The organism is Streptomyces sp. NPDC050619 (assembly GCF_040654815.1).
In the GTDB taxonomy this organism is placed as follows: Bacteria; Actinomycetota; Actinomycetes; order Streptomycetales; family Streptomycetaceae; genus Streptomyces.
On record NZ_JBFAIR010000010.1, the window covers coordinates 242,354 to 260,864 of the forward strand.

General features: G+C 71.7%; 17 protein-coding genes and 1 tRNA gene. 5 read left to right on the forward strand and 13 right to left on the reverse strand.

Annotated elements, in window-relative coordinates; translation table 11 throughout:
* Positions 1-8: 8 nt before the first annotated feature.
* From ehuD to ehuB, 3 genes are read right to left on the reverse strand one after another with little or no spacing between them, the layout of a single operon-like run.
* A complete protein-coding gene (gene ehuD / locus AB0I77_RS19080; protein ID WP_363283741.1) occupies positions 9-659 on the reverse strand; it encodes an ectoine/hydroxyectoine ABC transporter permease subunit EhuD in 651 nt (216 codons plus the stop codon).
* Positions 656-1,408 carry an ectoine/hydroxyectoine ABC transporter permease subunit EhuC gene (ehuC, locus tag AB0I77_RS19085; protein WP_363283742.1) on the reverse strand — a complete coding sequence of 251 codons (753 nt, stop codon included), beginning with the start codon at positions 1,406-1,408 and terminating at the stop codon, positions 656-658. Before ehuC ends, ehuD begins: the two co-directional genes overlap by 4 nt.
* Complete coding sequence (gene ehuB, locus AB0I77_RS19090) at positions 1,405-2,337, reverse strand: ectoine/hydroxyectoine ABC transporter substrate-binding protein EhuB (protein ID WP_363283743.1); 933 nt, start codon at positions 2,335-2,337, stop codon at positions 1,405-1,407. Before ehuB ends, ehuC begins: the two co-directional genes overlap by 4 nt.
* A 150-nt stretch (positions 2,338-2,487) precedes the next feature.
* Between ehuB and AB0I77_RS19095 the strand changes: the two genes are divergently transcribed.
* The gene (locus AB0I77_RS19095; RefSeq protein WP_363283744.1) at positions 2,488-2,982 is read left to right on the forward strand and encodes a DUF3830 family protein; all 495 of its coding nucleotides are present in this window, start codon (positions 2,488-2,490) and stop codon (positions 2,980-2,982) included.
* 55 nt (positions 2,983-3,037) lie between these two features.
* Here AB0I77_RS19095 and AB0I77_RS19100 read toward each other — a convergent pair whose 3' ends face one another.
* Both AB0I77_RS19100 and AB0I77_RS19105 read right to left on the reverse strand, forming a co-directional pair.
* Positions 3,038-4,423, reverse strand: a complete 1,386-nt coding sequence (locus AB0I77_RS19100) for an amidase (protein WP_363283745.1) — start codon at positions 4,421-4,423, stop codon at positions 3,038-3,040.
* Between the two features lie 19 nt (positions 4,424-4,442).
* Positions 4,443-5,414: a D-2-hydroxyacid dehydrogenase gene (locus AB0I77_RS19105; RefSeq protein ID WP_363283746.1), complete on the reverse strand. Its 972-nt coding sequence runs from the start codon at positions 5,412-5,414 to the stop codon at positions 4,443-4,445.
* 199 nt (positions 5,415-5,613) lie between these two features.
* On the opposite strand from AB0I77_RS19105, the gene AB0I77_RS19110 reads away from it, so the two are divergent.
* The 3 genes from AB0I77_RS19110 to AB0I77_RS19120 all read left to right on the forward strand — a co-directional run bounded on the left by AB0I77_RS19110 (position 5,614) and on the right by AB0I77_RS19120 (position 8,474).
* Complete coding sequence (locus AB0I77_RS19110) at positions 5,614-6,447, forward strand: aspartate/glutamate racemase family protein (RefSeq protein ID WP_363283747.1); 834 nt, start codon at positions 5,614-5,616, stop codon at positions 6,445-6,447.
* On the forward strand, positions 6,444-7,175 hold the full coding sequence (locus AB0I77_RS19115; protein ID WP_363283748.1) for a decarboxylase: 732 nt from the start codon (positions 6,444-6,446) through the stop codon (positions 7,173-7,175). Before AB0I77_RS19110 ends, AB0I77_RS19115 begins: the two co-directional genes overlap by 4 nt.
* A 201-nt stretch (positions 7,176-7,376) precedes the next feature.
* On the forward strand, positions 7,377-8,474 hold the full coding sequence (locus AB0I77_RS19120; protein WP_363283749.1) for an LLM class flavin-dependent oxidoreductase: 1,098 nt from the start codon (positions 7,377-7,379) through the stop codon (positions 8,472-8,474).
* 9 nt (positions 8,475-8,483) lie between these two features.
* On the opposite strand, the gene AB0I77_RS19125 is transcribed toward AB0I77_RS19120, so the two are convergent.
* Positions 8,484-10,319, reverse strand: a complete 1,836-nt coding sequence (locus AB0I77_RS19125; RefSeq protein WP_363283750.1) for an EAL domain-containing protein — start codon at positions 10,317-10,319, stop codon at positions 8,484-8,486.
* Positions 10,320-10,642: 323 nt separating this feature from the next.
* Between AB0I77_RS19125 and AB0I77_RS19130 the strand changes: the two genes are divergently transcribed.
* Positions 10,643-12,007 carry a M6 family metalloprotease domain-containing protein gene (locus AB0I77_RS19130; protein WP_363283751.1) on the forward strand — a complete coding sequence of 455 codons (1,365 nt, stop codon included), beginning with the start codon at positions 10,643-10,645 and terminating at the stop codon, positions 12,005-12,007.
* Here the strand turns inward: AB0I77_RS19130 and AB0I77_RS19135 are convergent.
* The 7 genes from AB0I77_RS19135 to AB0I77_RS19165 all read right to left on the reverse strand — a co-directional run bounded on the left by AB0I77_RS19135 (position 11,973) and on the right by AB0I77_RS19165 (position 18,438).
* Positions 11,973-12,046 (reverse strand) — tRNA-Lys (locus AB0I77_RS19135). The genes AB0I77_RS19130 and AB0I77_RS19135 overlap by 35 nt on opposite strands.
* Positions 12,037-12,648 (reverse strand): bifunctional DNA primase/polymerase, encoded by a 612-nt coding sequence (locus AB0I77_RS19140; RefSeq protein WP_363283752.1) that lies wholly within the window; start codon positions 12,646-12,648, stop codon positions 12,037-12,039. Before AB0I77_RS19140 ends, AB0I77_RS19135 begins: the two co-directional genes overlap by 10 nt.
* Positions 12,649-12,778: 130 nt before the next feature.
* Positions 12,779-13,144: a hypothetical protein gene (locus tag AB0I77_RS19145; RefSeq protein ID WP_363283753.1), complete on the reverse strand. Its 366-nt coding sequence runs from the start codon at positions 13,142-13,144 to the stop codon at positions 12,779-12,781.
* Between the two features lie 154 nt (positions 13,145-13,298).
* On the reverse strand, positions 13,299-14,630 hold the full coding sequence (locus tag AB0I77_RS19150) for an AAA domain-containing protein (RefSeq protein ID WP_363283754.1): 1,332 nt from the start codon (positions 14,628-14,630) through the stop codon (positions 13,299-13,301).
* A complete protein-coding gene (locus AB0I77_RS19155; protein WP_363283755.1) occupies positions 14,627-16,228 on the reverse strand; it encodes a hypothetical protein in 1,602 nt (533 codons plus the stop codon). Before AB0I77_RS19155 ends, AB0I77_RS19150 begins: the two co-directional genes overlap by 4 nt.
* Positions 16,229-16,403: 175 nt before the next feature.
* Positions 16,404-17,534: a hypothetical protein gene (locus tag AB0I77_RS19160; RefSeq protein WP_363283756.1), complete on the reverse strand. Its 1,131-nt coding sequence runs from the start codon at positions 17,532-17,534 to the stop codon at positions 16,404-16,406.
* Entirely contained in the window at positions 17,485-18,438 is a 954-nt protein-coding gene (locus AB0I77_RS19165) for a phosphatase PAP2 family protein (RefSeq protein WP_363283757.1), read from the reverse strand. The genes AB0I77_RS19160 and AB0I77_RS19165 overlap by 50 nt, the downstream gene beginning before the upstream one ends.
* Positions 18,439-18,511 lie beyond the last annotated feature (73 nt).

Genomic DNA, 18,511 nt, shown 5'->3' on the forward strand with positions numbered 1-18,511 from the left:
GTTCTGTCTCAGCGGGCAAGGCGACGCTCCAGTGCTCGGAGGAGGAGGGAGGCGGGATAGGCGATGACGATGAAGGCGATGCCGACGATCACGATCGGTTCGTTCATCTGGAAGGTCTGCGAACCGAACTGGCGGGCCCGGCCGAGCATCTCCAGCACACCGATCGTCATGAGCATCGGCGAGTCCTTCAGCATCGCGATGACGTAGTTGCCCAGCGCGGGCACGACGCGGCGCAGCGCCTGGGGCAGGATCACCACGGTCCAGGTGCGCGTGCGCGGCAGATTGAGGGCCGTCGCCGCCTCCCACTGGCCGACGGGCACGCCGTCGATGCCGGCGCGGTACACCTCCGCGGTGTACGTGGAGTAGTGCAGCCCCAGGCCGAGCACGCCCGTGGCCAGCGCCGAGAGGGTCAGACCCCACTCGGGCAGGACGTAGAAGATGAAGAACAGCTGCACCAGCAGCGGGGTGTTGCGGATGAACTCCGTGATGGCCGTGACCGGCCAGCTCACCACCTTCAGGGACGAGCGCTGGGCCAGCGCCCAGACCAGGCCCAGGGCGAAGGCGATCAGCGAGCCCAGTACCAGGGCCTGAAGGGTGACGACCACGCCGTCCCAGAACTCCGGCATGAAGTCGCCCACAGTGGACCAGTCCCACTTCATGAGGCACCTCCGGGAGCGGTCGGGGTGCCGACGAGGTCCGGTCGCGGGTCGGTGCCGGAGGGTTTGCGGGTCACGGCGCGATCCTTGGGCGGGGCCTGCCCGACACTCGCCTTGGCCCTGCGTTCCACCAGCCGCATCACGCGGGTGAGGATGAAGGCCAGGACGAAGTACATGACGAGGATGATCGTGTAGACGGGAGCGCTCTCACCGGTGGCGTTGCGCACCAGCTGGGCCCCGAAGGTGATGTCACTGACACCCAGGACCGACACCAGGGCGGTGCCCTTCAGCAGCTCGATGAGCAGGTTGTTGAAGGGAGGCACCATTTCCGGCCAGGCCTGCGGCAGCACGACCTTCCGCAGCCGCTGGGCGGGCGTGAAGCCGAGCGCGACGCCCGCCTCGCGCTGGGCCGGCGGCACCGCGGCCAGCGCGCCGCGCACGATCTCCGAGCCGTAGGCGCCGTAGGTGCAGCCCAGCGTGAGCACGGCGGCCCACATCGGCACGAGCTGCCAGCCCAGGGTCAACGGCACCACGAAGAACACCCAGGTCATCAGGACCAGGGCGGAGGTGCCACGGAAGATCTCGAAGTACGCCCCCGACAGGAACCGTACGATCCACAGCCGGTGGGTGCGCGCGGTGCCCACGACGAAGGCGACGACCACGCCGAGCGCGGCACTGTAGACGGTCAGCTGGACGGTGATCCAGACGCCCTTGAACAGGATGGCCCACAGGCCTGAGCCGATGTCACTCATGCCTGGCACTTCTCCTTGGCCGTGATGGTCGTCATCTGGTCCTTGGTGAACCCGAAGGGCCGCATGATCTCCAGCAGTTCGCCGCTGCGCTTCAGCTTGTACAGCTCCCGGTTGAAGGCGTCACGCAGGTTCGTCTCCGGCATGCGGAACGCGAACGCGCCGACGTCGATGACCGGTTTGCCGTCCATGTACGGCGTGACCTCCTCCGTCGCCTCCACCTTCGAGCTGCGGCTCTGCTCGACCACGAGGCGCACCGTGACCGCGGTACCCACGAAGACATCGACCCGGCCCTGTTCGACGGCGAGGAGACCGGCCAGCTGATCGGGCAGGGTGGTGATCTGCTTCACCCCTGCCTCCTTGGCGTAGTCGATCTCCGCGTAGCCGATACCGGTCGCCATCCGGGCCCCGGCCCGTGCGATGTCGGCGTAGGTGCGCAGATTCTTCGGATTGCCCTTCGGCACGATGAAGGCGTCCTTCATCTGGTACTCCGGGTCGGCGAAGAGCACCTGCTCGCAGCGCTCCGGATTGATGTACATGCCGGCGGCGACCACGTCGAACTGCAAGGAGTTCAGCCCGAAGATCAGGGAACCGAACTCCGTCGGGAACGGCTCGACCTTGTCGACGCCGAGATTCTGGAAGATACGGGTGGCGATGGCCGGTGCCGAACCCGTGATCTTGCCGTCCTTTCCGATGTATCCATAGGGCTGCTCGCCCGCTATGCCCAGCCGCACGGTGCCGTTGGCCCGCAGCTGGTCGAGCAGGTGCCCGCCGTCTCCGGTGTCGGCCGTGGCCACCCGGCTGCATCCGCTGCTCGCACCGACCGCGCCCGCGGTGGCCAGGGCGGCCGTGCCCGAGAGCAGGGTGCGGCGGCGGATGCCGGATCTAGTCGTGCCTCGTGAGCCGTTGTCGTCTGCCTGCACTCCAACCATGGGCGCGCGGCTACCCGGATCGTCACCCGGTATGCCGGTCGGTTTCCGATTCTTCACACATGGGGGTAGTGCGTTCCAGCCACCGATTGAAACGCGCGCCACGGGGCAGGCAGGCCCGCAGGACACCAGCGGAGACCCGAAGGAGACTCAATGGCGGAACGCCACATCGAAGTCGCGCTCGAACGGCGCGGGGTCCGGTGCACGGCACGGCTGCTCGACGACCGGGCGCCCATCACCTGCGCGGCGGTGTGGGACGCGCTGCCCCTGAGCAGCGACGTCTACCACGCGAAGTACGCCCGCAACGAGATCTACGCCCTTTTCCCGCCGTTCGCGACGGCGGAGCCCCCGCTGGAGAACCCGACGGTCACCCCGATCCCGGGCGACCTGTGCTACTTCTCCTTCGCCGGCACGGAGCTCGGCACCCAGGCCTACGGCTACGAGCGCGAGGTCCGCCCCGGCACGACCGTCGTCGACCTGGCGCTCTTCTACGAGCGCAACAACCTCCTCCTCAACGGCGACGTGGGCTGGGTGCCGGGCATCGTCTGGGGCCAGATCATCGAGGGCCTGGACGAGATGGCGGACGCGTGCAACGACCTGTGGCGGACCGGGGCGGTGGGGGAGACGCTCAGCTTCCGACGGGCGTGACGGCCGGAAGTCGAGCGTCGTGACGGCCGCAAGCCGAGCGTCGTGACGGTCGGATTCAGGCCGTCGTGACCCCTGCCTCGTACAAGGCGTGCGCCGCCCGCAGCACCAGATCGTCCCGGTGCCGGGCGGCGACGATCTGAAGGCCCACCGGCAGCCCGTCGCCGTCCGTCCCCACCGGTACGGAGGCCGCGGGCTGCTGGGTCATGTTGAACGGGTACGTGAACGGCGTCCAGCCCGTCCAGCGGCGGTGGCCCGAGCCCTTCGGCACCTCGGGGCCCGCCTCGAACGCGGTGATCGGGAGGGTGGGCGTCACCAGCAGGTCGTAGGAGTCGTGGAAGCGGCCCATCCGGCGGCCGAGTTCCATCCGGACGTCGACCGCGGCCAGGTAGTCCAGCGCGCTGTAGCGGGCGCCCTGGTCGCAGATCTCCCGCAGCCCCGGGTCGAGCAGCTCCCGCTGGTGCGGTCCCAGGTGCTGGGTCACGCGGGCCGCGCCGCTGAACCACAGCGTGTGGAAGGCGTCCACCGGGTCGGTGAGGTCGGGGTCGGTCTCGGTGACGTACGCGCCGAGGTCCGCCAGCCGCTCCACCGCGTGCCGTACCGCCGCCGCGACGGCCGGCTGCACCGCCACCTGACCGCCGAGGGAGGGCGAGTAGGCGACCTTCAGCCCGTGCACTCCTCCCGACAGCCCCGCCGAGAAGGAACCGGGCGCCGAGCCGAGTGCCGACCAGTCACGGGAGTCCGGGATGCCGATGACGTCGAGGAGCAGTGCCGCGTCCGCCGCGTCGCGGGTCATGGGGCCGACATGCGCCAGCGTGCCGAAGGCGCTCGCCGGGTAGAGGGGCACGCGGCCGTACGTCGGCTTCAGCGCGAAGATCCCGCAGAAGGCCGCCGGGATACGGACACTGCCGCCGCCGTCGGTGCCGAGGGCGAGCGGTCCCGCGCCGCGGGCCACGGCCGCCGCCGCGCCGCCGCTGGAGCCGCCGGCGGTGCGGGCCGGGTCGTGCGGATTGCGGGTCACGCCGTTCAGCGGGGAGTCCGTGACGCCCTTCCAGCCGAACTCGGGGGTCGTGGTCTTGCCGAGGAAGACGGCACCGTGCTCGCGCAGCCGGGCGACGGAGGGGGCGTCCTCGTCCCAGTGGCCCTGCTGCGAGATCGTCCTGGAGCCCTTGAGGGTCGGCGCCCCGCGCATCAGCAGGATGTCCTTCACCGTGACGGGGACGCCGTCCACCAGCCCGGCCGGTGCGCCGCGCCGCCAGCGATCGGCCGACTCCCGTGCCTGCGCGAGGGCCTCGTCCGCGGTGAGGCGCACGAACGCGTTCAGCTCCGGCTGGATCCGCTCGGCTCGCTCCAGGGTCGCTCGGGTCACCTCCACAGGGCTGAATTCGCCCTTGCGATAGCCGTCGACGAGTTGTACTGCGGTCAGTTCGGTCAGGTTCGTCATCCGGCCCTCCGTAGAACGTTCAGTGTCCGGGTACGTACCCGCGCGCCTTGTCCACCACGTTCGGCAGTGACCTTCCCGCCTCCCAAAGGTCGTACAGCTCCAGGAACTGCGTACCCAGCTCCTCCCGCCAGCCGATCGTGTCGCCGCTCATGTGCGGGGACACGATCAGGTTCGGCACCTGCCACAGCGGGCTGCCCGGGGTGAGGGGCTCGTGCTCGAAGACGTCCAGGGCGGCGCCCGCGATCCAGCGCCTGGACAGCGCCTCGACCAGCGCGTCCTCGACGACCAGCTGGCCCCGGCCGACGTTGATGAAGCGGGCGGAGGGCCGCATCAGGCCGAAGCGGCGGGCGTCGAACATGCCGTACGTCTGCTCCGTGAGCGGCGCGACCGAGATCACCCAGTCGGCGCGGGCCAGCAGCAGGTCGAGATCCTCCGGGCCGTGGACGCCGGTGCGCGCGGTGCGGCCGACGAGGGCGGCGCCGATGCCGAGCGCCTCGAGAGTGGCGACGATCGCGCGCCCGATGGGCCCCGAACCCACGACGCACGCGCGCGTGCCGGCGACCCGCATCGACTCGCGGTGCCGCCAGGTCCGCTGCCCCTGGAGCTCCCAGGTCCGGGGCAGGTCCTTGGCCATCGTGAGGACGAGCGCGGCGACGTACTCGGCGATCGGCTGGTCGAAGACACCGCGGGCGTTGGTCACCACCGTGTCGGAGATGGCGAGTTCGGGGCACATCAGGTGGTCCACGCCCGCGCTCGCCGTGTGCACCCAGCGCGGCCGCGGGCCCTCACCCGGCCAGGCCCGGCGCACCGCGTGCGAGGTGAAGTCCCACACCAGCAGCACATCGGCGGACGGCAGCCGCTCGGCGAGCGTCGACTCGTCCGCGTGCTCGATCCGGGCGCGGCCGGTGAGGCGCCCGAGGCGGGGGAGCGGATCGGCGTCGAGCACGAGCACCGTGGGCAGGGACGGGGGACCGGACTCGGGCGCGGTCATTTGTAAGCCATTCGGGGGAGCCGATTTATCGGGGACGACGGCCGTCTGACGTGGGCGGACACTGGGAGGAGACGGCCGTGTGACGCAGGCGTGACAAGAGCGGATTGACCCACGCTCGCACCCCAACCTACCTTCGTCAACACGGGCATGCGTACCGTCCGTTGTCCCCTGGTCCCTCACCGTGAGGCCGGTGTCTGCCATGGACGTTTCCTTTTTGGGGGGCCCACGCCCCCAGCGCGGTATCGGGGTCGTAGCCCCTTTTGACTTCGCCCTCGACCGCGAGCTGTGGCGTTGGGTCCCGGACGAGGTGTCACTGCACCTGACCCGGACGCCGTATGTCCCGGTCGAGGTCAGTCTCGATCTGGCCCGCCTGGTCAGCGAGCACGAAACGCTGCACGAGGCGGTGCTCACGCTGACCGCTATCGCGCCCGAGGTCGTCGCCTATGCCTGCACGTCCGGCAGCTTCGTCGGCGGGATCGCCGGGGAGCGGGCGATGTGCGCGGCGATGACCGTGGCCGGCGCGCTGCCGTCGGTGACGACGTCCGGGGCGCTGCTGGAGGCGCTGAAGGAGCTGGACGTGAGCCGGGTGGCGCTGGTGACCCCGTACACCGTGTCCGTCACCCGGGCGCTGGAGGAGTACGTCGCGGAGGCGGGCGTCACCGTCAGCGGATGCGCGTACATGGGCCTGACCCGGCACATCTGGAAGGTCCCCTACCGCGATGTGGCGGAGATGGCGCGCAAGGCCGTGCAGGACGGTGCCGACGCCCTGTTCATCAGCTGCACCAACCTGCCCACGTATGACGTGATCCCCCAGCTGGAGGCGGAGCTGCGCATCCCGGTGATCTCGGCCAACCAGGTCACGATGTGGGCTGCGCTGCGTCAGCTGGGTACCCGAGCCGTGGGACCGTACCAGGCGCTGATCGATCCGGCCGCCCGGCCCGGTCCCGTACTGCCGCAGATGCCGGGGCTGCCGGCACTGCCGGCGCTACCGGAACTGCCGGGCGAAGAACAGCAGCAGGAAGGCTCGACATGACAGCACTCGGGTTCCTCTATCCGGGCCACTCCGCAGAGGACGACTATCCGCGCATCGAGCAGTTGCTCGGCAGCGACATCCGGCTGGACGTGGTCCACACCGACATCGGCGAGGACGCCCACCGGGTCGACGCCCTGCTCGAGATGGGCTCCGCGGGGCGGCTGGCGGCGGGCGTCGAGGAACTGCGGCTGGCGGGCGCCGAGTCGGTGGTGTGGGCCTGCACCAGCGGCAGCTTCGTGTACGGCTGGGAGGGCGCCCACGAACAGGTACGTTCCCTCGCCCTCACGGCAGGCATGCCCGCCTCCTCCACGTCCTTCGCCTTCGTGCACGCGGTGCGGGAGATCGGGGCGAAGCGGGTGGCGGTGGGGGCGACCTACCCCGACGACGTGGCCGACCTGTTCGCGGAGTTCCTGCGGGCGGCAGGTCTGGAGGTGACCGGGGTCCGCGGCTCGGGGATCATCACGGCGGCGGAGGTCGGCACCTGGGGGGAGGCGGAGGTGTTCGCGCTGGCCCGCGCGGCCGACGACCCCTCGGCACAGGCGCTGCTCATGCCGGACACGGCCCTGCATACGGCGGCACACATCCCGGCCCTGGAAAAGGAACTCGGCAAGCCGGTGCTGACGGCGAACCAGGTCACGGTCTGGGAGGCGCTGCGCTTGACGGACCGCCGGGTGAACGCACCAGAACTGGGCGCCCTGTTCAAGAGGGAGCCGATCGTGCAGGCGTAGCTGTCTCCTGGCCCCCGGCCTATGCCTTTCGTGCACCTCTCGACCCACCGAGACGGGTGGTGGGTGGGCATAGGCCCGGGGGTCTGGGGGCGGAGCCCCCAGCAACGCCCGCACCAACACCGGACCACCAGGAATAAACGGAGACCCCCTCCTGTTAAGGCCACGCAGCACACCGCAGGCCAAAAACAGGAGGCACCCACAGTGACGGCAACGGCAGACGACGAGATCCGGGGAACCACCCACGGCACCGCCCCCACCCCCCTCTCCGTACTGGACCTGGTCACCGTAGGCGCAGGCCGAACCGCCACCGACGCCCTCCGCACCAGCGTCGCCATCGCCAAACTCGCGGAGTCCCGCAACTTCCACCGCTACTGGGTCGCCGAACACCACTCCATGCCCGGCGTCGCCTCCACCTCCCCGGCCGTGATCCTGGCCCACCTCGCCGCCCACACCACCCGCATACGCCTCGGCTCGGGCGGCGTCATGCTGCCCAACCACGCCCCCCTGGTGATCGCGGAGCAGTTCGGCACCCTCGAAGCCATGGCCCCCGGCCGCGTCGACCTCGGCCTCGGCCGCGCCCCCGGCACGGACGGCGCCACCGCCGCCGCCCTCCGCCGCACCGAACGCCTCAACGAAGGCGCCGACGACTTCCCCGAGCAGCTCGCCGAGCTCACCCGCTTCCTGGACGACGACTTCCCGGACGGCCATCGCTACCGCCGTATCCACGCCGTCCCGGGCCCGATCCAGGCGACCTCCCCCGGCGGCGTCCAGTCCCCGCACCGCCCGCCGATCTGGCTGCTCGGCTCCTCCGGCTTCAGCGCCCGCCTCGCCGGCGTCCTCGGCCTGCCCTTCGCCTTCGCGCACCACTTCTCGGCGCAGAACACCGTCCCGGCCCTGGACCTCTACCGCGAGTCCTTCCAGCCCTCCGCCGTTCTCGACGAGCCCTATGCCCTCATCGGTGTCTCCGCCATCGCCACCGAGGACGAGAAGGAAGCCCGTCGGCAGGTCATGGCCGCCGCGCTCAACATGATCCATCTGCGCACCGGCCGCCCCGGCCTCGTCCCCACCCCCGAGGAGGCCGAGGCCTACGCATTCAGCCCGATGGAACGGGAGTTCGTCGACTCCTGGAACGCCAACGTCATCCACGGCACCCCCGACGAGGTCCGCTCCGGCCTCGACGACCTGCACAAGCGCACCGGCGCCGACGAGCTGATGATCACGGGCAACGCCCACAGCGGGGACGTACGCCTGCGCTCGTACGAACTCATCGCGGACGCCTACGGCCTGCCCACCCTCTGAGCCGGGCCCTCACACCCGCACCCCCAGCAACCCGGAGATACGATCCGGCGGCACCGGCCGTGAGTACAGCCACCCCTGGCCGGTGTCGCACCCGATCCGCCGCAGCCGCGCGGCCTGCGCCGAGGTCTCCACGCACTCCGCGGTGACGGTCAGCCCCAGCCGGTGGGCGAGCTGGATCATCGCCTCGACGACGATCTCGTCGGCCGGGTTCGGGGGCACCCCCTCACCCTCGTACTGGAAGCCCCGTACGAACGAGCCGTCCAGTTTCAGTACCGACACCGGCAGCCGGCTCAGGTACGCCAGGTTCGAATAGCCGGTTCCGAAGTCGTCGATGGCGATGCCCACACCCATGTCGCTGAGCGCCTGGAGCGCTTGCAGCGGGCGGCCCGCCGAGCCCATCACCGCCGACTCCGTGAGCTCCAGTTGCAGCAGATGCGGCGCGAGGCCCGTCTCCGCGAGGATCTCCGCCACGTCCGCGACCAGGTCGGAGTCCCAGACCTGACGCACCGCCACGTTCACACTGACGAAGATCGGCGGCTCGCCGGGGTGTTCCAGCTGCCAGCGGCGGGCCTGGCGGCAGGCCGTGGCCAGCACCCAGCGGCCGAGCTGCACGATCGAGCCGTCCTCCTCGGCCAGTCCGATGAACCGATTCGGCGTCAGCATTCCGAACTGATGGTGGTTCCATCGGATCAGGGCCTCGACGCCCCGCAGCCGGCCGTCCTCCATGCACACCAATGGCTGGTATTCGAGGGTGAACTCGCCGCGCTCGATCGCCGGGCGGAGCGTGGAGGCGAGGGCCTGGCGGGTCATGCGGTGGGCGTTGCGCTCCGGGTCGAAGAGCGTCCAGCGGGCCTTGCCGTCGGCCTTGGCCCAGTACAGCGTGGTGTCGGCGGCTTGCATCAGGCCCGTGGCCGAGGTCCCCGCCGCGTGCCGCTCGACCACTCCGATCGACGCCGACACCGACAGCCGCTGCCCGGACAGGTCGAAGGGCGCCTGCACCGCCTTCAGCACGGAATCGGCGAGGTCGGCGAGCTGCTCGGTGCCGGTGGAGTCCTCGACGAGCAGGGCGAACTCGTCGCCGCCGAGCCGGGCCACCAGCGGGGCGCTCGCCCGGCCGCGTCCGGCCTCCTCGGCGCAGCGCGTGAGGCGTTCGGCCACGGCGGTCAGCAGCCGGTCGCCGACGCGGTGGCCGAGGGTGTCGTTGACGGCCTTGAATCCGTCCAGATCCAGGTAGCACAGGCCGATCCGGCCGGTGCCGCCCTGCTCGTACGACTCCGCCTCCAGCGCCGCCGACAGGCGCTCGAAGAACAGCGTGCGGTTGGGCAGCCGGGTCACCGGGTCGTGCATCTGCAAGTGCCGCAGCCGGGCCTGGAGTTCGCGCCGGGAGCTGATGTCGGCGACGGACAGCAACACGGTGCCGGGGCCGTCGTGCCCGGTGAGGGGAGCGACCGTCACCTGCGCCCAGACGGACTGGCCGTCGGGATGCTTGATCCGGCGCGTGCAGCGCAGCTTGGCCTGACGGCCGCGCAGCACCTCCCGGTAGGCGTGCCAGACCCGGGCGTCGGAGGCCAGGTCCACCAGGTCGGCGGCGATGCGCCCGGCCAGCGCGCCCGGCTCGCTGCCGAGCAGTTCGCCGAGCGTGGCGTTGGCGTTGACGACCAGTCCCTCGCGGTCGACGACGGCCATGGCGAGCGGAGCGGCCGTGAACACCGAGTGGTAGGTCAGGGGCTCGGTGGGCAGAGCTGTCAGCAGCTCGGTACGAGGAGATGCGTTGTCGTTACTCTCTGTTACGGCGGACCGGTCGAGGTCTGCCGCGGGCGTCGGCCCTTCGGACGTTCCGCTCACCGCTCGCTCCCGCAGTGCACTCGATCGCTGTCCGGCAGGAAAGTGTGCCGATCATAGAGGCTGGCCCAAGGCCCTTCCAGCCACTGTCCAGTGTCCCGGAACAACCGACCGTTCTGACAGATCGTTTCTGCACGGATATGGACGGGCTGCTTCAGGCGCCTGACCAGTTGTGACGTTGCGTGAGCGATCCAGGGGTGTCGCTCCCGACGGTTCCTGACGGTCTCTCGGCCCTCTCACTCGTCTGGTGCAGATAAACAGGGCTTAGTACGACAAATTCACACAATCTGGGTGCGGTATCCCGTGAACCGCTCCCGGAGGTCCCTGTGCCGCGTCCGTTCCCGCGCCCCCGACTGCGCAGCACCGCGGCCGTGTTCACCACGCTGTCGGCCCTCGCCGCGACCTCCCTCGTGGCAGATCCCTCCGTCGCCGAGCCGTTCTCGGCGACGCCGTGCGCCCTGGAGCGCACCGAGGCCCACCACTCGGAGGGCCTGGACACCTGGAACACCGCCTATGCGCGCCCGACCCGCTCGCTGGACGCGGTGATGGTTTTCCTGTCCTTCCCGGATTCTGCCCCGCTGACCACCCCCGCCGAACTCACCGCCGACCACTTCCCGGCCACCAGCCGCTACTTCGCCCGCGCCTCCTACGGCAAGTTCGCCCTGCGCCCGCATGCGCTGGGGCACTGGATCGGGATGCCGCGGCCTTCGACGTCGTACGCCATACAGCGCGACTGGAACCCCGCGCACCGGGCCGCCTACCTGCACGATGCGCTAGCCGTAGCCGACGAGCAGGTCGACTTCTCGCGCTACGACGTCGTCTACTTCGTCGCCGATCCGGACGCGCCCGGTGTGGACTCGGACGCCACAAAGGTGGTCAACCTGGACACCCCGCTGCGAGCCGACGACACGGACATCCGGCGGGTCGTCACGGTCTTCGAGCAGCACCCGCCGGACCGGCTGGTTCTCGCCCATGAGACCGGGCATGTCTTCGACCTGCCGGACCTGTACCACCGTCCGGCGGACGGCGAGGGCGACTGGGACACCTTCGTCGGTGACTGGGACCTGATGGGCAGCCAGTTCGGGCTGGCGCCGGACCTCTTGGGCTGGCACAAGTGGAAGCTCGGCTGGCTGGGGTCGAGGCAGGTGGCGTGCGTACGGGAGAGCGGGCCGACGCGGCTGACCCTGGAGCCGCTCGCCGCGGGACCGGGGGTCCCGGTCATGGGCACCGCCGGGGCGCCGGCCTTCGGGCTCGGCGGCGGGACCAAGCTCGCGGTCGTCCGCACCGGGGCCGACAGCGCGCTCGCCATCGAGGCGCGCGACCCGATGGGCAACGACACGGCGGCCTGCCGGTCGGGCCTCCTCGTCTACCGGGTACGCAGCGGCGCCGCGTCCGGCAGCGGACCGGTCGAGGTGATCGACGCCCACCCGCACAGCGAGGCCTGCTGGGAGAACTCCGTCTATCCTCCGCTCGCGGACGCCCCGGTCGCCCTCGGCGAGAGCTTCACGGTGCCGGGCGAGGGGGTGCCGGTGCGGGTGGAGGCGCAGGGGCGTACGACTTCGGGGGCGTGGAACGTGGAGATCACGGTCGGGCAGCGCGTCCTTCAGGACGTACGGACAAGGCCCCTCGCTCTCGCGAGGGGCCTTTCGGTGTCTGTGCGCCGCCAGGGACTCGAACCCCGGACCCGCTGATTAAGAGTCAGCTGCTCTAACCAACTGAGCTAGCGGCGCCTGCTGACGTCGTAGACCTTAGCACCCTGATCGACCCCGGGAAAAATCGATATCCGCACCGCCGCGCGGGCCGCCCGGACGGCCGCCCACAGCAGGATCTCGGGGCCCGGCAGCCAGGGGTCACGGGTGTCCGGGGCGACCAGCCAGCGGGCGTCGGCGCGGGCAGGGGAGCCGGCGGCGGCCGTCGGGGCGGGGACGGTCACCGCGTCACCGGTGCCGTGGCACAGCAGTGGCGGGATCGCCGCTGTGCGCGTGCTGCCGGGGGCTCCCCACTCCTCCCAGCGCAGCAGCGAGGGCAGCCGCTGGGCCGTGCCCGGCGCGGCGAACAGCAGCATCCGGCCCCGGAACGCGGCGACCGGGCCCGAGCCCGGGCCCTCCGCCCACAGCCGGTCGACCATACGGTGCCCGAAGAACTCGGGCACGCTGATCACGTCGAAGACGGAACCGCAGGGCAGGACGGCCGGCGCGCTGGGCCGCTCCTCCCAGAGCGCGAGCGTGCTGCGCGGATACGGTCCCGCCGAGGCGAGCCAGGCGGCTCCGTCCGGGGTGACCCCCGAGACGTCGAAGCGGTCGGGGAGGGTCTCGTCGTGTGGGCTGCTCATGGCGTCTACGTCTACCGGGCGTGAGCGGTCGGTCTCCGAGGGTTGCCGGAAAGCGGGACGCGAGGGGGAGGCAGCGGGTATCTTGCCCCGCTGGCATATGCCATACGCGGATGCGTGAACGTGCACCGACTCATACGGGGTCGGCGTGCTCCGGTCCCTCGGTCCCGCGGATCAGGTCCCGCCCGAACTCGACCATCTTCTTCGCGTAGTCCTCGGTCCACTCGGCCCGCGAGGCGATGTCCGCGGGCGTCAGCCGGTCGAAGCGCCGCGGGTCGGCCAGCTGGGCCGCCGCGATGGCCTGGTACTCCACGGCACGGTCGGTCGCCGCCCGGAACGCGAGCGTCAGCTCGGTCGCTCGGGCCAGCAGCGCGCGGGGATCGTCGATCGACTCCAGATCGAAGAAGTGCTCGGGGTCCTCGGCGGCCTGCGTGGGCTCGAAGAGCAAGGGCGCGGGGCGTAGCCGCGGTTCGTTCCGACGCGGCGTGGGCTCCGCCATGTCTTCTCCTCCTCGTACGTCACGGAGTGACCCGCTGGTGAGTGGGCCACCGTCCATTGTCCCGCGCCCGCGCAAGGGGGCCGGGCTCCCCGGCAGATCTCAAGGCCGCCAGGCCACGCGATGTTCCCCGAGATGGGGTGGGCCGGTGTGTGGGTCATGGTCGCCAGGTCACCCGGTGTTCCGCCAGGTGCGCCAGCACCGCGTGGTTCGCCTCCCAGCCGTCCGGGAACTTCACGAGCGTTCCCAGCTGGACCGGTTCGGTCGACGGGTAGTCGTCCAGCAGGTCGGTGACGCCGGCCCGGCACACCACGATGCACGCGTGCCGGTGGCGGGAGGCCAGGACGCACAGGCGGCCGGTCTCCAGGTGGAACGCCGTGGCGTCGGGGCGGCCGGAGAGGGGGTGCAGGACGACGGTGACGTCGTACTCGCGACCCTGGAGGCGGTTCGCCGTGTCGACCGTGACATCCGCGACGCCCAACTCGGCCAGCGCCGCGCGGACCGCCGCCGCCTGGTCGCGGTGGGCCGTGCCGACGGCGATCCGGTCGGGGGTCAGGGGCGTGGGCTCGGGGGAGCGCTCCGACGTGGCGGCGCCGCCCCGGTCCAGCAGGCGGCGTACGACCGTCGCCACCGCCCGCACCGCCTCGGGATCCGTCCGCGGGGTGTGCCGCGCGGGCAGCTCCAGCAGGCCCCAGCCCGATTCCGCGGCCTCGTCGATCACCCGGTCGGGACCGGAGCCGTCCGACGGGACGGCGAAGGCGAGCCGCCGGTCGTCGTGGTCCGTGCCGCTGCGGAAGGGCGTGTACGGGTAGAACGCGTCGGAGACCAGCGGCGCGGCGGAGGCCGGGAGCCGCCAGGACACCGGCAGGCGGTGCTGCGGCAGCTCGGGGTTGTGCGCGAGCAGGGTCGTCACGGCCGAACCCGAGGGGTCGTACGACAGGCCCGCCCACTGCTCGCTGCCCACGATCGCGAACGGGTCCAGCTGGCCGGGGTCGCCCACGAACAGCGCCCGCTCGAACAGCCCGGCCACGGCGAGCAGCGCGTCCGAGCGCATCTGGTAGGCCTCGTCGACGATCGCGTGCCGCCACGGTTCGTCGACCTTGACGTGCCCCCACTTGGCGGCCGTCGAGATCACGACCGCGAGCCCGGTGAGGTCGCCGGCCTTCGCGGATTTCCGTACGTTCGGCAGGTCGTCGAGCGCCTTGTCGTACGGGTCGGTGTCGCTGCTGTGCAGCCGGCCGACCGGCAGGCCCGGGTTCTTCTCGGCGAGTCTGAGCACCAGGTCGTCGACCTGGGCGTTGGTCTGCGCGACGACCATCAACGGGCGCCCGGCGTCGGCGAGTTCGAGCGCCGCGCGCACGACGAGCGTGGACTTGCCGGCGCCGGGCGGGGAGTCGACGACGACACCGCGGTGCGTCCCGTGCAGGGTGTCGTGCAGGATCGCGTCGGTGGCGCGGGTGGCTTCGGCGCCGGGATCGAAGACGGTCACAGGACATCCTCCGCGGTCACGGGGTCGGGATCGGGAGTCGTCGCCTCGCCCGGCGGTCCGCCGTGCGTCCACGGGGTGTCCTCCGGGTCGGGCAGCTTCGCGCCGCCGCGCTGCTCGTGCTCGAAGAGGGTGAAGCAGAGCCGGTCGCCCTTCTGGGGCACCGACCCGGGCTCGGGCTCCCTGCCCCGCCCCATCTTGTCCATGATCCGCAGGATCACCAGCGCGCCCTCGTCCGCTTCGTCGTGGTACCCCACGAACTCGGCCGCCTGCGGCTTGCCGCCCAGCGCGCGGTACACCCTGGCCCGTTCGCCCAGGTGCGGCCGGTCGTCGGTGCGGACGGTGACCAGCGGGCGGGGGCTGGGCCGCTTGCCCTCGCTGTACGCCATGACCACGTCCGTGACCTCGCCCGCGAACGCCTCCCCGGCCAGCCGCCGCCCCGCCATCACCAGCGGGTCGTCGAGGGCTTCCTGCGCCTCCAGGCGGGCCTGTTCGCGCTCGCGTGCGGCGAGCTTGTTCGCGGCGGTGACCGCGTCGTCGCGGCGCGGCTGCGGGGGCTCGCCGGACCGGACACGGTCGCGGTGGGCGGTGAACGACCAGCGGTCGCGCGTCCACCGCTCCTCGACGTGCGCGCCCTCGGGCAGCGCGGACAGCAGGTCCAGGCCGCGCCACACCGCGTCCCAGGTGGGGCGCGTCCGGCTCTCGACCAGGGCGCGGACCTCCCGCTCGGCGGCGGTGAGCGCGCCGAGCCGGTCGTCCGCCTCCAGTCCGTCCTCGGCGGCGGCGAGCGCGATGCGGGCGCGGTCGTAGCGCTCGAAGGCGGGGGCGAGCAGCTTGTTGTCGAACGCCGGGTCGGTGGCCGGGCCGGCGGGCGGGCACAGCAGCTGGCCCCGCGCGTCCCGCCCCAGTTCGGCGTGGAGCGCGGCCTCGGCGCCGGAGGTGCCCTCCGGCGGGTCGATCCAGGCGAGCAGCGCGCCGAGGTGCTGGTCCTCCAGCGTGGACTGACCGGTCGCCCAGTGCCGGGCCAGTACGTCCGTCATGGCCACCAGCAGCGAGGACCCGGGCACCCGGGCGCGCTCGCCGAAGTGGGTCAGCCACCGGCCGAGCAACGGCAGCGCGGGCGGCGCGGGGTACGGCGTCTGAGGATCCTGCTCCGCCGTACGCCGAAAGCGCATGGAGCGCCCGAGCAGCCGTACGAACTCGACGCCCGCGCGGCTCGGCACGATCAGCTGCGGGGCGTCCGCGCACAGGTCCACCTCGACCTTGACCCGCTTGCCGGTCTCCGGGTCGGTCTCGGTGCGCTCGGCGGCCTCGACGGACTCGGCGTACGCGTCGATGTGCGGCAGGACGACGTCGGCCAGCTCGGCCAGGAACGCGAACCTGAGATCCCGGTCGCGCGGCTGCGCCACGACCAGCAGCCGCGGCGCCTCCCGCTCGGTACCCACCAGCGCACCGAGCGGCGCCCCGGCCTCACCGGCGGTGGTGAGCGGCACGAAAACGAGCGGCCGCCCGGACAGATGCCGGTGCCGCACGGTGGCAGTGGGCTGGGCCCGCCCGGCACTGACAGCTTCCAGCCGACCCAGGGTCGAGATCAGGGACACGGGGCTTGTTCCTCCGGGGAGGTCGGCGGTGGGGTTGTGGTGGGTCCGCAGCTTTTGAAAGGCGTGGCGGGCAACACACCTAAGGGGCGCGGGGAACTGCGCGACCAGCCCCCACGGCCCTGCAGCCGCGAGACAACACCAGCCACCCCTCTGGGAGCGAACCGCCGCAACGATGTCACCTGCCCGCACCCCCCAACGCCTCCGCCCGCAACCACGCAGCCCGGCGCAGCGCCCCCACCGCCGGATCCTCCGCATCCCCGCCCTCCCCACGGGCCGCCGCCAGCACCTCCTCGACGGTGCTCAGACCGCCCAGTTCGGCGCGCACCGACCGACCGAGGGAGGTCACCGCGCCGGACGCGCGGGAGCGGTCCCGGCAGTGGAAGGCCAGCTCGCACGCGGACAGGCACTCGGGTGCGTACGTCGCCGGGACCGACTCGACCGCGGCCGTCAGCTCGGCGGCCGGCAGGTCGGGGGAGAAGCAGGTGCCCTCGGGAAGGGCGTCGGCGATGTCCTCGATACGGGTGAGCCGGGCCAGCTGGCGGGCGGTCACCGCGCGCTGCTTGCGCACGTCCACGGCGGAGGCGGCGGGAAAGTTGGAGAAGTCCTTGGGGCAGACCAGCAGCACGTGGTGGCGCACCCGCGCGGCCGTGTCCACTGGCGGGTCAAGCCGGGCCGCGACCTCCTCCAGCGCCAGCACATACACCGCCGCCTGCCGCGCGGCAGCGCCCACCTTCGCCGGGTCCGCGGAGCCGTCCAGCATCGGGAAGGACTTGATCTCCACGACCGTCCAGCTGCCGTCCGGGTGCACGACCACCGCGTCCGGTTCCAGGAAGGCGGGCGAACCGGCCACGTCGAGGGCCAGCATCGGGTGGTCGAGCAGTGTCCACACGCCGGCCGCGGTGGCGTCGCGCAGGGCGAGCGCCGTACGCGCCGTGCGGCCCTCGGGGCCGATCGCGGAGAGCTCGGGCACCTGGGCGTCCGACGGCGGCTCGGCTCTCGGATCCAGCTTCTCGTGCACCAGCCGCAGCAGCTCCGCGCCGCCGTCCGACTTGACCCGCGCCTCGAAGGCGTTGCCCCGGGTGAGGGCGAACTGCGACTGTCCGAAGGCGGAGGGCGAGCCCAGCGCGCTCGCCAGCGCCGGCTTGTTCACCCCGGCGCCGTCGAGGATCGCGCGCCGCTCGCACCCGGGGTTGGCGGCGAGCGCCGCCAGGGCGCGTGCGTCCAGCGCCTTGGCCGGGACGTCGGGGCCGCGCAGCTCAGCGAGCCGGTGCCGGAGCGCCGTCCCCCGCGTCCGCGGGAGCGGCACTCGGCTCGGCTCCGCCGGGGATCCGTGACTCGCGCTGCCGTGGAATTCGTTCACCCGGGGAAGTCTGGCATCCGTCACTGACAATTGAGGCGGTTGCGCCACGAGAGCCCGCCGCGACGGCCGTGACGCGAACCCGCAGCCGCTCCATGACCGGTTCCCCGACCCGCAGGATGTGCGGCGCGATCAGCAGCCCGATCCCCATCACGACCCCGCCCGCGACCGCGTCGAGGAGGTAGTGGTTCGCGGTGCCCATCACCACGATCGTGGTCACCAGCGGGTACATGACACCCGCGATCTTCGTGATACGCGTCCCGCCGTAGCGCCACAGAATCACACCGCACCACAGCGCCCAGCCCACATGCAGGCTCGGCATGGCCGCGTACTGGTTCGTCATTCCGCCCAGACCCCGCGGAGCGCTCGCCTCGTCGCCCCACCAGCCGTACGAGCTGTACTGCGCCATCGTGTCGACGAAGCCGTAGCCGGCGGACAGGAGGCGGGGCGGACAGGTCGGCAGCAGCGTGAAGCCGACCAGGCCGATGAAGGTGGACGTCATCAGCCAGGTGCGGGCCAGGCGGTAGTGCACGGCACGGGATCTGAACAGCCAGATCAGGACCGCGGGCGTGACCAGGTAGTGCAGCGACGCGTACCAGAAGTCGGCCGGTACCCCCAGCCACCGCTCGCTCGTGAAGAGCCGGTTGAGCGGGTGCTCGGCGTTGATGTGCAGGAACTTCTCGACGCGCAGGATCGTCAGGCCGTGGTCCACGGCACTGGTGACGTCGCCCCGGACCAGCAGCCGGCCCGCCGAGTAGCAGGCGTACACCAGGAGGATCAGCGGCAGCTCGGTCCACCAGCGCAGTCGGGTACGCGGAGCCGCCTCGATGCCTGGTGTCTCGGTCTGCGGCATCCGATCGCCCTCCCCCTTCGTTCCGCGCGCGCCCGGTGGTGTCCGGCCGGTCGTGCCACTTTACGGCGTATGT

Coding starts and splice junctions, on each gene's coding strand:
- AB0I77_RS19100 (WP_363283745.1), bottom strand. CDS start 4,423: ATGACGAACCTGACCGAACTGACCGCAGTACAACTCGTCGACGGCTAT.
- ehuC (WP_363283742.1), bottom strand. CDS start 1,408: ATGAGTGACATCGGCTCAGGCCTGTGGGCCATCCTGTTCAAGGGCGTC.
- AB0I77_RS19140 (WP_363283752.1), bottom strand. CDS start 12,648: ATGAGCAGCCCACACGACGAGACCCTCCCCGACCGCTTCGACGTCTCG.
- AB0I77_RS19110 (WP_363283747.1), top strand. CDS start 5,614: ATGGACGTTTCCTTTTTGGGGGGCCCACGCCCCCAGCGCGGTATCGGG.
- AB0I77_RS19105 (WP_363283746.1), bottom strand. CDS start 5,414: ATGACCGCGCCCGAGTCCGGTCCCCCGTCCCTGCCCACGGTGCTCGTG.
- AB0I77_RS19165 (WP_363283757.1), bottom strand. CDS start 18,438: ATGCCGCAGACCGAGACACCAGGCATCGAGGCGGCTCCGCGTACCCGA.
- AB0I77_RS19095 (WP_363283744.1), top strand. CDS start 2,488: ATGGCGGAACGCCACATCGAAGTCGCGCTCGAACGGCGCGGGGTCCGG.
- AB0I77_RS19145 (WP_363283753.1), bottom strand. CDS start 13,144: ATGGCGGAGCCCACGCCGCGTCGGAACGAACCGCGGCTACGCCCCGCG.
- ehuB (WP_363283743.1), bottom strand. CDS start 2,337: ATGGTTGGAGTGCAGGCAGACGACAACGGCTCACGAGGCACGACTAGA.
- AB0I77_RS19115 (WP_363283748.1), top strand. CDS start 6,444: ATGACAGCACTCGGGTTCCTCTATCCGGGCCACTCCGCAGAGGACGAC.
- ehuD (WP_363283741.1), bottom strand. CDS start 659: ATGAAGTGGGACTGGTCCACTGTGGGCGACTTCATGCCGGAGTTCTGG.